The organism is Nocardiopsis mwathae (assembly GCF_014201195.1).
GTDB lineage: Bacteria > Actinomycetota > Actinomycetes > Streptosporangiales > Streptosporangiaceae > Nocardiopsis_C > Nocardiopsis_C mwathae.
Genome location: NZ_JACHDS010000001.1, coordinates 4841943 through 4854997, shown reverse-complemented (window position 1 = coordinate 4854997; position 13055 = coordinate 4841943). Strand labels below are relative to the sequence as shown.

The following is a 13055-nucleotide window of genomic DNA, read 5'->3' as shown; positions in this document are numbered from 1 at the left end:
CGTGGTCGCGCGCGACATGCGGGGGCGCCGATTAGGGGCGTTGTCGGAGGCAGTTAGGGGTTGTCCGGCCAGAAGCCGTGCGATTGATTGATACCTGGTCGCACCGGGGCGGCCCGCACGCGCCGTGCGCCGGCAGGTATCCGTCGGGTCAGGTTCCCGCCGCCGGTCCATCATCTCTCGACCGACCCCGCTTGGAGGTGGGACGCATGACGATTCGCGTGTGGAGCTACCTGGAGGAATACGAGAAGGAACGGGACGACATCCACGAGGCCGTGGAGCAGGTCTTCCGTTCCGGCCAGCTGATCCTCGGCGAGAACCTGCGCGGGTTCGAGAGCGCGTTCGCCGCGTACCACGGCGTCGAGCACGCCGTCGGGTGCGACAACGGCACCAACGCCATCGTGCTCGGGCTGCGCGCCCTGGGCGTCGGCCCCGGCGACGAGGTCATCACCGTGTCGAACACGGCGGCGCCCACCGTCATCGCGATCGACCAGATCGGCGCCACCCCGGTCTTCGTCGATGTCCACGAGGAGAACTTCCTCATGGACGTCTCCCAGGTCGAGTCGGCCATCACCGGGCGGACCAAGTGCATCCTGCCGGTCCACCTGTACGGCCAGTGCGTCGACATGGCGCCGCTTGCGGCCATCGCGGACAAGCACGGGCTGCCCATCCTGGAGGACTGCGCGCAGTCGCACGGCGCGCGCCACCACGGGCGGCTGGCCGGGACGTTCGGCAGGGCCGCGGCGTTCTCCTTCTACCCCACCAAGGTGCTGGGCGCCTACGGCGACGGCGGCGCGACCATCACCTCCGACGACGAGGTCGCCGCCCGGCTGCGCCGGGTGCGCTACTACGGCATGGAGGACGTCTACTACGTCGTCGAGACTCCGGGGCACAACAGCCGCCTCGACGACCTGCAGGCCGAGATCCTGCGCCGAAAGCTCGCCCGCCTCGACGGGTACGTGGAGGCGCGCCGCGCGGTGGCCCGCCGCTACGAGGAGGCGCTGGCCGACACCGACCTGGTGTTCCCCCGCGTCGAGGACGGCAACGAGCACGTGTACTACGTCTACGTGGTGCGCCACCCCGAGCGCGACCGGATCATCGAGGGGCTCAAGGAGAAGGGGGTCTCCCTCAACATCAGCTACCCGTGGCCGGTGCACACCATGACCGGCTTCGCCAAGCTCGGCTACGAGACGGGCTCGCTACCGGTCACCGAGGCCCTCGCCAAGCAGATCTTCTCGCTGCCGATGTACCCGTCGCTGCCGCGCGACCGGCAGGACCACGTCATCGAGTCGCTGCGCGAGGTCCTCAAGAACCTCTGAGGAGACCTCACCGGCTCCGGCCCCACGACCGGAAGCGGGCCGGGCCCTTCCGTGAAAGGAAGGGCCCGGCCCGCTTCCATGGGCGGCCCGACGGCGGCGGGAGCTCCCTAACGGCCGTCCGGCACCAGCAGGCCGTACAGGCACGCCACGAGTGTGCGCGCCTCGACGTTCACGTAGTTGCTGTGCCGCAGCAGCCGGGACAGTTCGCGCAGGGTCACCCAGCGGTGCTCGGGCCCCGCGTCCACCGACCCGTCGGGCGGGGTCTCCACGATCTGGTAGCGGGTCCGGGCGTGGTGGAACCGGCCGCCTTCCTCCGACAGCACCGTGTCGAAGCGGACCGCCTCAGCAGGGGCGGCCAGCGCCTCGTCCAGGAAGCGGGGGCGCAGCTCGGGCGCCAGGTGCGCATGGTTGGCCGGGGTGCACTGCACGGTCGGGCCGAGTTCCAGGACGTCCATCAGCCCGGGCTGCACATGCGCGCGCACCAGGACCTCCAGCACACCCCCGATCCGCCGCACGAAGAGCACGGCCAGGCCGGTCCCCCGCGGGTGCAGCAGCGGCTGCGTCCACTGGCGTACCTCGCGCCCGCCGGTCGTGATGCCCGCGCCCATGATCTCGAAGAACAGCCCGTCGGTGTGCCGGATGACGCCGTCGGCCAGCTCCCACCCCTCGACCCGGTTCAGCGGGATGAGGTCGGCCCACATGTCGTGCTGCGCGCGGGTCCGGGTGATCCAGTGCAGTGTGCCCTGGAACCGCTCCTCGTCGCTCGCCGCGGTGGAGCGGGCGACGGCCGCGCGCAGCCCGCCGTCGTCGGCCCGCGGATCCGGTGCCCCGGTGGCGGGGTCGGCCGCCGACATCGGCATGCACGCCATCACCGTGCGGCTGTCCATGTTGACCAGGTCGGGGGTGGACAGCAGGGTGTGCAGCTGCCCCACCGACACCCAGCAGAACCCGTCGAGGACCTCCACGTCCTCGGTGACCTCCACGACGATGTTCCGGTTGCGCTTCCGGTAGAACCACGCCCCCTGCTCCGACTGCAGCACGTCGGCGAGCACCCGGTGGCGGGCGGTGTCGCGGAAGTACTCGATGTAGGGGACGGCGCGCCCCTGGTGTACCCGCGTGTAGTTGCTGCGGGTGGCCTGAACGGTGGGGGAGAGTTGGACTCCGTTGTGGTTGCCCGGCTCGACCTTGGCCTGCATCAGGCAGTGCGGGACACCGCCGAAGTCCTTCACCAGGATGCCGAGGATCCCGATCTCCGGCTGCCGGATGATCGGCTGTGTCCACCGCTCCACCGGCCCCCCTGGCCGGTGCGCCCGCAGGCCCTCGATCGTGAAGAACCGGCCGCTCGCATGCCCGATGTTGCCGGTTGCGGGATCGATGCTCCACTGGTCGAGCTCGTCCAGGCGCACCCGCCTGACCTCGGTCTCGTTCTGCCGGCCGCACTCCTCCAGCCACCGCAGGAACGCGGGCAGCGGGGTGGTGGAGTCGTGCGGGTCCAGCAGCGAGCGCGCCATGCGCGCGGCCGGAGCGCCGTCGGCGGCCTCCGCACCGGGCACGGACAGGCCCTGAATCGTCATATGTCCTCACCGTGACGTGCCGACCGGGACCGGTCGGGAGCGGCGCACGTGACCGGGGCGGTCACGCGCCTGACGTGGAACGGATCTCGGCGCACATGTCCGCCATCGACGCACGGAGCGGCGTCGTGGGGACCCAGCCCAACAGTGCGCGGGCGCGGGTGATGTCGGCCTGCGTCCAGTCCCCGCCCTTGCTGCTGATCTCGGCCGGGACCTCGACGATGTCCCGCGGGTCCAGCCCCGCGGCCTCGACCAGCGTCGTGACGAGCGTGCGCATGCTCACCGCGCGGCCGCAGCCGATGTTGACGACCTTGCCGACGACCTCGGCACCGCCCGTGCCGGCCCGGAGGACGGCGTCGGCCACGTCGCGCACGTCCACGTAGTCGCGCTCGGCCTCGGCGATGGTGAGCTCGATGGGCGCGCCGGGCTCGGTGCCGCACAGCCGCGCCGCGAGCGACCCCAGGAAACTCGCCGCCTGGGTGCCCGGGCCGCAGACGTTGACGACGCGCAGCACCACCCCGTCGATCAGCCCGTCGGCGGTCGCCTCCAGCACGAGGCTCGACCCGGCCAGCTTGGTGCGCCCGTAGTCCGCGAGCGGCACCCCGTCGTGCTGCTCGTCGACGGAGGTGCCCTGGGGTACCGGGCCGTACTCGTGGATGGTGCCGACCTGCACGAGACGGGGGCGCCGGTCGAGTCCGGCGGCCGCCGCGACCAGGCGCTCGACGAGCAGCACGTGCGCGTCGTGCATCTCTCGCTCGGTGGTGCCCCAGCCGCCGCTCACGTTCACGACCACGTCGGGGTCGTGGGCGGCGAGCGCGTCCCTGAGTTCGGCCGGGTCGGCGGCGGCGTCGATCGGGAGCAGGCGGGCCGCGTCGATGCCCTCGGCCGTGGACCGGGCCACCCCGGTGACGTCGTGGCCGGCGGTGCTGAACGCGGTGCAGATGTGGCGGCCGAGGTTGCCCGTGGCACCGATGACGACGGTGGAGCGGGCGGGTGTGGAGGGTTCCTGGGGCATCGCGGTGTTCTTCCGATCCCGGACGACGAGGGGTGGACGTGCGCGGCCCGGAGGCGGTCAGCCGCCGTAGGTGGGCAGTAGGCCCTGTTCTCTGGCCTGGTCGAGAGTGGGGGCCGCCTGGTCGCGCTGGGAGATGACGGGTTCGATGTCGGTGGGCCAGGGGATGCCGATGGTCGGGTCCATCGGGTGGATGGCGAGCTCGCGCGCGGGGTCGTAGCTGCTGGAGACCATATAGGACATGACCGTGTCGTCTTCGAGCGCCACGAAGGCGTGACCCAGCCCGATGGGGAAGTAGACGGCGCGGAACGACTCGGAGTCCACCTGCACGATGTCGTAGACGCCGAAGGTGGGTGAGCCGACGCGGATGTCCACCACGATGTCGAGCGCCCGACCGCGCGGGCAGTAGACGTACTTGGTCTGCCCGGGGGCGGCGGTGTAGTGGATGCCGCGGATGACGCCGCGCGTGGACCTGCTGTGGTTGGTCTGGGCGACGGTGAAGGGCTGCCCCACGGCCTCCAGGAACGCGGGCTCCTGGAAGGGCGAGACGAAGAGCCCCCGCTCGTCGGGGAACGCGGTGGGGGTGAACTCGTAGGCTCCCTCGACGGCGAGCTCGCGGTACTTCATGGTGGTGGCCATCTCTTCCTCGTGCCTGCGGTGTTCCGGGGGCGCCGGTCGGGGTCGGCCGGTGTCGGTCGGGTTCGGGCCGCCGGGCCGGTGCGGGGCGCGGCGGCGGGTGCGGTCGGGTCAGCCCGCGGCGGTCGCCGTGGGGGCGGTCAGCGGGCGCCACCACTCGGGGTGGTCGCGGTACCAGGCCACGGTGGCGGCGAGGCCGTCGTCGAAGGGCACCTGGGGGGTGTAGCCGAGTTCGGTGGAGATCTTGCAGATGTCGACGGAGTAGCGCAGGTCGTGGCCCTTGCGGTCGGGCACCCGGCGCACCATCGACCAGTCCTTCCCCACGGCCTCCAGCAGCCGTTCGGTCAGTTCGCGGTTGCTGAGCTCGGTGCCGCCGCCGATGTTGTAGACCTCGCCGGGGCGGCCCTTGCCGGCGACCAGGGCGATGCCGCGGCAGTGGTCGTCGACGTGCAGCCAGTCGCGGACGTTGCCGCCCTCGCCGTACAGCGGGACCGGTTCACCGTCGATCAGGTTGGTGACGAACCGCGGGATGACCTTCTCCGGGTGCTGGTAGGGCCCGTAGTTGTTGGAACAGCGGGTGATGCGCACGTCGAGCCCGTGGGTGCGGTGGAAGGCGCGGGCCAGCAGGTCGGAGGAGGCCTTGGAGGCGGAGTAGGGGGAGTTGGGCTCCAGCGGGTCGGTCTCGGGCCAGGACCCCTCGCTGATCGATCCGTACACCTCGTCGGTGGAGACGTGCACGAACGTGGTCACACCGTTGTCGAGAGCGGCCTGCAGCAGGGTGTGGGTCCCCAGCACGTTGGTGGTGACGAACTCGGCGGAGCCGGCGATGGACCGGTCGACGTGGGACTCGGCGGCGAAGTGCAGCACGAGGTCGGTCCCGGCGGTCAGGTCGCCGACGAGCGCGCGGTCGGCGATGTCGCCCTGGACGAAGGAGAGGCGGGGGTGGTCGGCGACGGGTGCCAGGTTGGCCCGGTTGCCCGCGTAAGTGAGCTTGTCGAGCACGGTGACGTCCGCCCCGGCCTGCTCGGGGTAGTCCCCGGCCAGGAGGCGGCGGACGTAGGTGGAGCCGATGAACCCGGCCCCGCCGGTGATGAGTATGCGCATGATCGCGTGTTTCCTGCCTGCGGTCCGTCAGTCCTGTTCCGGCCGGTGCGGCCGGAACTCCTCGGCGATGCTCATGACGTAGCGCCCGTAGTCGGACTTGCCGATGGCGGCTCCGAGCCGGTGGCAGGCGTCGGCGTCGATGTAGCCCTTGCGCAGCGCGACCTCCTCGACGCAGGCGATCCGCACGCCCTGGCGTTCCTCCAGGACCTGCACGTACTGGCCGGCCTGCATCAGCGACTCGTGGGTTCCGGTGTCCAGCCAGGCGAAGCCGCGTCCCAGGTCGACCAGCCGGGCGGTGCCGCGTTCCATGTAGACGCGGTTGACGTCGGTGATCTCCAGCTCGCCGCGCTCGGAGGGGCGGAGGTTCTTGGCGATGTCGACGACGTCGTTGTCGTAGAAGTACAGCCCGGTGATGGCGCGGTTGGAGCGGGGGGAGGCGGGCTTCTCCTCGATGGAGATGAGGCGGCCCTCGCTGTCGGCCTCGGCCACGCCGTAGCGGCCGGGGTCCTTGACCTGGAATCCGAAGAGGACGCAGCCCTCGGTGAGCCGCGCCTCCTTTTCCAGCAGGTCGGAGAAGGAGTTGCCGTGGAAGATGTTGTCGCCGAGCGCGAGGGCGACGGTGTCGTTTCCGATGTGCTCGGCGCCGATGGTGAACGCTTCGGGCAGGCCGTTGGGCTGGGGCTGCTCGGCGTAGTCGATGTGGAGCCCGAGGTGCCCGCCGTCACCGAGGAGGCGCCGGAACTGCGGGAGGTCGTCGGGGGTGCTGATGATGAGGATGTCCCGCACGTCGGCCAGCATCAGAACGGACAGCGGGTAGTAGATCATCGGTTTGTCGTGGACCGGGATCAGCTGCTTGGAAACGCCCAGGGTGACGGGGTGCAGCCGTGTTCCCGACCCTCCCGCGAGGATGATGCCCTTCACTATTCGACCACCAGACATCGACAGACAACGAGTCGGACATGGGGATGGTGTGCTGCGCCCGTGTAAGGCGCGAGGGTCGCGGACCGGAGGCGACCGGGCATGCGCACGCGGCCCGACGGTGCCGAAGCTAGCTCGCGTACCGCTACGAGGGCCAGGGTTCGGTCGTGAACTAGGGGTGGCTGCCGCCGTTATTCAGGGGTGGGAGTGGTCGCCGCCGACTATCTTGACGTCGACGTAAGCCGTTGCGATCGGGCGGCCGCAATGCGTGATGGAACCGAGCGGGGCTCGGCCAATATTTGCGGACCCAGTGTCGCAATTATGGACATTCTGTACCTTTGTCGTGTCGCACCGTACACGGAAAACCGAAAATCTCTCGCGGACACCGTGGTGAGGGGTGGAGCATCCGGACTTAGGGGTTGGGGCCACAGGAACGGATCCGTAGGATTTTTCCGACAGCCAGTGCGCGGCTGTGGATTTCGCTCCGTGGACGGTGGAGCGACTCGGGGGTCGACCCCCGCCTATTCGCGAACGCCATGCCGGGGCCGTGCGCAGGGGTGCGGAGGGGCGACCTGTCCGCACGCCGCGGCCCTGACGACCACCGCAGACAAAGGCCGACTCCGCCTTGTTCCGATGTCGACCATTCCGCAGCCCGTACGGCTGGCGCGGGCGCATTCCACAGGCGACCCGAAATTGACGACAGGCACGGCGACGAGGAGAAGGCCGATGGAAAAAGACCGCGAGACAACGGTCATCCGACGACTTCTGGACCATGACGTATCCGACGTCACCGACAGCGAGCTGGGATTCCACCTCGGCACCACCCGGGCGCTGCAGTGGCACTTCGGATCCCACGGCGACACCTACGCCCTCATCCTGCGCGGCCAGACCGACGACCCCCACCCGCTGTACGCCGCGGCGCGCGAACAGGGTCCACTGCACTTCAGCATGGCCGGAAGCTGGGTGACCGCCGACGCGGACATCGCCGAACGCGTCCTGAACGGCACCGACTTCGCCCTCGCCGACGCCGCCGGCCGCGCCGCCGAACCGCAGGTCCTCCCCTTCTTCGGGAGCGGCCGACCGCTTCTGGAGCGCGACGACGCCGAGCGCCTCCGCCCGCAGTGGGAACCCCACGTCGGCGCCGAGGCCCTGGCGGGGCACCGGACCGCGATCCACGCGGTCTACCGCGGACGCGCCGAACGGTGCGCCGCCGCCGTCGGCTTCGACCTGATGGGCGACTTCGCCCGCCCCGCCGCCATCGCCGTGACAGCCGACCTGATCGGTGTCCCCGAGGGCGAGCGAGAGCGATTCGCCGACCGCTGCACCGGGGCCGCCGCACTGCCCGACAGCCTGTTGGCCGCCCAGCGCGTGGAGACGGTGCGCGCGCTCGACGCCGCCCTCGCCGACCTCGACCTCCTGCTCACCCGCCTGTCCGCTCCGGGCGGCGCCGAGTCGGACACCCCCGTCGGAGCGGCCCTCCCGCACCCCGTCCGGATGCTGCTGTCGACCCTCGGGGTGTCGGCCGCGGCCGACCTCATCGGCAACGCCGTACTCGCCCTCCTCGACCACCCCGACCAGTGGGACCTGCTGCGCACCTCACCCGACCTCGCCGCCTCGGCCGTCGCGGAGACGCTCCGCTACGACCCGCCCGTGCACCTGGAGACGCGCGTCGCCCGCCACGACGTGGAACTGGCCGGAGAACGGCTCCCCAAGGGCGCCCACGTCGCCGTGCTCACGGCCGCCGTCGGCCGCGACCCCGGCCGCCACCCGCGACCCGACCGCTTCGACATCACCCGCTCGCACACCGCACCGCAGATCGCCTTCCCCGCCGGCCCGCACCATGAGCCCGTCGCCGCCCTGACCCTGCTCCAGGCGGAGTCCGGGCTGCGGGCGCTGGCCGAACACCTGCCGGGGCTGCGACGAACGGCGCCGGTCGTCCACCCCCGGCGCAGGCCCGTCACCCGCGGCCCGCTCGAACTCCCCGCGTCCGCATCCTGAGCCGCCCCCGCCGTCACCAGTAAGGAAGTGCAACGACCCGATGCGTGTTCTCCTGACGTCGTTCGCCATGCAATCGCACTACTTCAACCTGGTCCCGCTGGCCTGGGCGCTGACCGCCGCCGGCCACGAGGTGCGGGTCGCCGGCCAGCCCTCGCTCACCGACGCCGTCCTGCACTCCGGCATGACCCCGGTGCCCGTCGGCCGGGACCACGCCATCACCGACATCCGCGAGCACATCATGAGCCGCACCGGCAAGGCCGCCGTGCAGGCGCCCCGGCTGCCCGACGACATGGAGACGCCGCTCACCTGGGATGACGCCATCGGATTCGAGACGGTCGCCACCTCCCTTGTGCTGGCGCTGATCAACAACGACGCCACCGTCGACGACCTCGTGGAGTTCACCCGCTCCTGGCAGCCCGACCTCGTCCTGTGGGAGCACCTCTTCTACGCGGGAGGCATCGCCGCCCACGCCGCCGGGGTGCCGCACGCGCGTGTGCTCTGGTCGCTCGACGTCCAGGCGAGCGGACGCCGGCAGTTCCTGGCGCTGCGCGACCGGCAGCCGCCGGCCCACCGGGAGGACCCCCTCGCCGAGTGGCTGACCTGGACCCTGGACCGGTTCGACACCCCCTACTCGGAGGACGTCGCCACCGGAAACTGGACCATCGACGCGACCATGCCGTCGAGCATGCGGCTCCCCGTCGACCAGCACACCATCGGGGTCCGCTACGTGCCCTACAACGGCCCGGCGCAGGTGCCCGCGTGGGTCGACGAGCCGGTCGACAGGCCGCGCGTCTGCCTGACCCTGGGCCTCACCGCCCGCGAGGGGCTGGGCGGCAACGCCGTGTCCGTCGCCGACCTGGTGCATGCCCTGGCCGACCTCGACATCGAACTCATCGCCACGCTCGACGCCGAACAGGTCGAGGAGGTCGGCACCGTCCCCGACAACACCCGTGTCGTCGACTTCGTGCCGCTGCACGCACTGATGCCGACCTGCTCGGCGATCATCCACCACGGCGGCGCCGGGGCCTTCGGCGCCGCGCTGGTGAACGGCGTGCCGCAGCTCATGGTCGCCGACCAGTGGGACATGCCGGTCAAGGCGCGGAAGTTCGCCGAGACCGGCGCCGGGATCTTCATCCACCCCGACGACCTCACCGCCGACGCCGTTCGCGACGGCGTCATCGCGATGCTGAACCGGCCCTCCTACGCCCAGCAGGCCGACCGGCTGCGCCGGGAGAAGGAGTCCGAGCCCACCCCGGCCGAGCTCGTGCCCGAACTGGAGCGCCTCACCGCGAAGTTCCGCGGCCAGGTCGCCGCACGCACTCTGGTGTGAGTCCTTCGCCCGGCCCGGAGCCGTGCGCCGAACATGCGGGGTCCCCGGGAAGTACTACCTCCCGGGGACCCCGCATGTTCAGTTCCGTCGGGCGGCGGCCGTCAGGACCGGTTCCCCGCGACCATCGCGATGACGCCGAGGATGCCCCAGACGACGGCGGCGGTGAGGAGACCCGTACCGACCGCGGCGAACAGGCCGCCGATGATGGCCCCGCTGGTGATCACGGCCGTCAGGTAGGTGACCACCGCGACACCGCCACCCGCCAGCATGGCGGGAGCCGACGCGAAGCGCCACGGGTAGGCGCCCGCGTAGCGCCGGGCGCGGCGGTCGCCCTTGCTGCCCAGCAGCGCCACCGCGCCACCGACCAGGGCGAAGAAGAAGATCCCGGTGGTGAGTCCGGAGGAAAGGCTCGTGTTCAGCAGGAACGAACCGAGACCGGTGACCGCTCCGGCGGCGACGGCCGTCCCCCAAGGCCAGATCATCGTCGCCGAGGCGACGGGAGTGAATGCGTTGCCGCGCTCCAGCGTCATGTCCGCTCCTCTGCTCGTGGGCGCTGCCCGTCCCCGGCCCACGGCCGGGTCATGTTTCCCTAGCATGCCCCGCGGCGCTCGACGGCGCATCAGGGCACATCCCTGACTTACCCCTGACGCGTCCCCGTGCACCCTCCCCGGAGGTCGGGCGGCGCGGACGCGGCCGAGCCTGCGGTTCAGGTCTGCGTCTCCGCCGGTGTCCGTACCCCGTGTCCGCGCCCCGGTATCCGGGGCGTTGCGGCGCGGGCGGACGGTCGACCGGCTCGACCCTCCCAACGATCGGGCCGCCGCCGAAGTGCCCGGTCGGCAGAAAAGGGGGTGGACGTGGAGGCAGAGCAGGGAGATAGGTTCTGCTGGCATGAGTCGCTTCCGCGTGATCGACGCCTTCACCGACCGGCCCTTCGCCGGAAACCCCGCCGCCGTCATGCTGCTCGACGGCCCCTACGACGAGGCCTGGGCGCAGCAGGTCGCGGCCGAGTTCAACCTTTCCGAGACCGCGTTCATCGTCCCCGACGGAGACACCGCGGACTACGCGCTGCGCTGGTTCACCCCCTCCGTCGAGGTCGCGCTGTGCGGGCACGCGACGCTCGCCGCCGCGCACGCGCTGGTCGAGGACGGGGTCGACGGGCCGATCCGATTCGCCACCCGCTCCAGCGGTGTGCTGACCGTGACCCCCCGCGAGGGGCGGCTGTGGATGGACTTCCCCGCCAACACCCCCACCCCCGAGCGCTTCGAGGGGCTGGCCGAGGCGCTCGGCGCGGCACCCGTGTGGACCGGCACCGCGGGTACCTGCGACATCCTCGTCGAGGTCGCCGACGCGCGGACCGTCCGCGGGATCACCCCCGACATGGCCGCCCTGTCCGCGCTCGACTGCCGCGGGGTGATCGTCACGGCGCGCGCCGACGAGGGGTCGCCCGACGCGTGCGTGTCGCGCTTCTTCGCCCCCCGGGTCGGGGTGCCGGAGGACCCGGTCACGGGTAGCGCGCACACGGTGATCGCGCCGTACTGGGCGCGGAGGCTGAAGCAGAACGCGTTCACCGCGTTCCAGTGCTCCGCGCGCGGCGGCCGGCTGTACCTGGAGATGCCGCCGGCCGCCCCGGACCGCGTCTTCATCGGGGGATCGGCCGTGACCGTCAGCGAGGGCGATCTCCGGGGCTGACCGGGCCGGTAGGGGCGGCCACACCGGACGGAACCCGGCCGGGTCAGGTGGCCGCCTTGAGCAGCCAGTCCGGCGGCACCGCGACCGGAGCCGAGCCCCCGCCACCGGGATCGCCCGCACCGGCCGCTGCGCGTCCGCCGTCCGCACTCTCGGGTGTGGTGACGACAAGGGTGCGCGGGGCGTGCGCACCGTTCGCACTGTTCGCACCGTTCGCACCTGGTCCGCACGGCCGACCGGAGGCCGCGCCGCTCGCAGCCTTCCCGCGAGGCGTCGCCACCACCTCCACGCCCGGGACCGACGCCACGGACCGAGCGTCGCCGTCGACCAGCAGCAGGATGTGCGGGAACCAGCGGTGCAGCGGGGTCAGCGCCAGCGCGTCGGGGAGCAGCGCTCCGTCGACTCCGGACGCGGCCAGGAGGGCGAGCTCGTCGCGCAGGCGCCCGGCCGCCGCGACGGCGGCATCACCGGCGGCCGATTCCGGCCATGCCCCGTGGCCGCCCTGCCGGTGGCGGAGAACCGCTGCGGCGTCCACGACGACCACGAGCCGCTGGGTGAGCGCCTCCCGCAACCCGGGCCAGATGCTCCGGAACGGCGGTAGCAGCCGCAGCCGCTCCACCTCGTCGAGTGCGACCCAGCGGATCTCGGTGCTCTCCGCGCTCCCGGGGGTGAAAGCCGACCGGTGAGCCGAATGCGCCAGCACCGTGTCGTACCGCCAGACCTCGTGCTCCTGGCGGTGCACACCGTTGAGCGCCACATCGCCGAGGTCGCCGGCGACCTCCTCCCCGAACTCGCGCAGCGCCGCCTGCACCGGGGACTCCCCGCTGTCCAGGGCACCCCCCGGTGTCCCCCAGGTGCCGCCCATGTGGCCCCACAGGGCCCGGTGCTGCAACAGCACGTACCCGCCGCTGCTCCCGCCCGCCCCGTCGCCGCCGCCGTCCCCGGCGTGCAGCAGCAGGCCCGAGGCACCGAAACGGCCCCACCGCCGCGACCCGTCGGGCAGCCGCACCCAGCCGTCGCCGTCACTCGCGCTCATCCCACCTCCCGGGCCAGAACCCCGCGCCGGAGCCTGGCATCGAACCACCGCAGAACCGAGGCGGCAGGGGCCGGGGCGACCCATCTGCGCCCATCGCTCCAGACTGCCTGTTCGGAACGGAACTGACCACCCACTTCCCCGATCGCGCCCCTGAACCGATGGGGGAGAAAGCTGGCGCGTGGAGCGTGGCATGAAGAATGCGAAGGGTGACGGACGGCGTGTAACGGGAGGCCATGTGCCCGCTGGAGGGGCTGATCATTACCCGGTTGTCTGTCGCCTCGGCTGCCGTAAGTGAACCGAAAGCGGCTCGCAAGTCGACCTCCCTAGAGTCAAGGGTGTTCGGCGCGACCGGTTCCCCGCAGGAGGACGGCCTGCGGGTACCGGTCCGGCGTTCATCCAGGGGGGAAGTCCGCCGTAGGGGACAGATCTTTCCGGTCACCAGAAAGAA

General features: G+C 71.6%; 11 protein-coding genes. 4 read left to right on the top strand and 7 right to left on the bottom strand.

From position 1 onward, the window contains the following. The first annotated feature begins 206 nt into the window (after window positions 1-206). Entirely contained in the window at window positions 207-1316 is a 1110-nt protein-coding gene (locus HNR23_RS21380; protein WP_184078123.1) for a DegT/DnrJ/EryC1/StrS family aminotransferase, read from the top strand. Between the two features lie 107 nt (window positions 1317-1423). Here HNR23_RS21380 and HNR23_RS21375 read toward each other — a convergent pair whose 3' ends face one another. From HNR23_RS21375 to rfbA, 5 genes are all read right to left on the bottom strand, one after another. After that, on the bottom strand, window positions 1424-2890 hold the full coding sequence (locus tag HNR23_RS21375) for an NDP-hexose 2,3-dehydratase family protein (protein WP_246421821.1): 1467 nt from the start codon (window positions 2888-2890) through the stop codon (window positions 1424-1426). Between the two features lie 61 nt (window positions 2891-2951). After that, entirely contained in the window at window positions 2952-3902 is a 951-nt protein-coding gene (locus tag HNR23_RS21370) for an NAD-dependent epimerase/dehydratase family protein (RefSeq protein WP_184078121.1), read from the bottom strand. A gap of 57 nt (window positions 3903-3959) precedes the next feature. After that, window positions 3960-4538 carry a dTDP-4-dehydrorhamnose 3,5-epimerase family protein gene (locus HNR23_RS21365; RefSeq protein ID WP_343070649.1) on the bottom strand — a complete coding sequence of 193 codons (579 nt, stop codon included), beginning with the start codon at window positions 4536-4538 and terminating at the stop codon, window positions 3960-3962. A 108-nt stretch (window positions 4539-4646) separates the two neighbouring features. After that, on the bottom strand, window positions 4647-5639 hold the full coding sequence (rfbB, locus tag HNR23_RS21360) for a dTDP-glucose 4,6-dehydratase (RefSeq protein ID WP_184078119.1): 993 nt from the start codon (window positions 5637-5639) through the stop codon (window positions 4647-4649). Window positions 5640-5666: 27 nt separating this feature from the next. Further along, window positions 5667-6560 (bottom strand): glucose-1-phosphate thymidylyltransferase RfbA, encoded by an 894-nt coding sequence (rfbA, locus tag HNR23_RS21355; protein ID WP_184078117.1) that lies wholly within the window; start codon window positions 6558-6560, stop codon window positions 5667-5669. Between the two features lie 723 nt (window positions 6561-7283). Here rfbA and HNR23_RS21350 point away from each other — a divergent pair. Beyond that, entirely contained in the window at window positions 7284-8555 is a 1272-nt protein-coding gene (locus HNR23_RS21350) for a cytochrome P450 family protein (RefSeq protein WP_184078115.1), read from the top strand. Window positions 8556-8595: 40 nt separating this feature from the next. Beyond that, window positions 8596-9885, top strand: a complete 1290-nt coding sequence (locus HNR23_RS21345; protein WP_184078113.1) for an activator-dependent family glycosyltransferase — start codon at window positions 8596-8598, stop codon at window positions 9883-9885. A gap of 101 nt (window positions 9886-9986) precedes the next feature. Here HNR23_RS21345 and HNR23_RS21340 read toward each other — a convergent pair whose 3' ends face one another. Beyond that, window positions 9987-10415 carry a hypothetical protein gene (locus HNR23_RS21340; RefSeq protein WP_184078111.1) on the bottom strand — a complete coding sequence of 143 codons (429 nt, stop codon included), beginning with the start codon at window positions 10413-10415 and terminating at the stop codon, window positions 9987-9989. Window positions 10416-10773: 358 nt separating this feature from the next. Between HNR23_RS21340 and HNR23_RS21335 the strand changes: the two genes are divergently transcribed. Then, the gene (locus tag HNR23_RS21335; protein ID WP_184078109.1) at window positions 10774-11574 is read left to right on the top strand and encodes a PhzF family phenazine biosynthesis protein; all 801 of its coding nucleotides are present in this window, start codon (window positions 10774-10776) and stop codon (window positions 11572-11574) included. 43 nt (window positions 11575-11617) lie between these two features. Here the strand turns inward: HNR23_RS21335 and HNR23_RS21330 are convergent, their stop codons facing one another. Then, on the bottom strand, window positions 11618-12607 hold the full coding sequence (locus HNR23_RS21330; protein ID WP_184078107.1) for an NUDIX domain-containing protein: 990 nt from the start codon (window positions 12605-12607) through the stop codon (window positions 11618-11620). Window positions 12608-13055 lie beyond the last annotated feature (448 nt).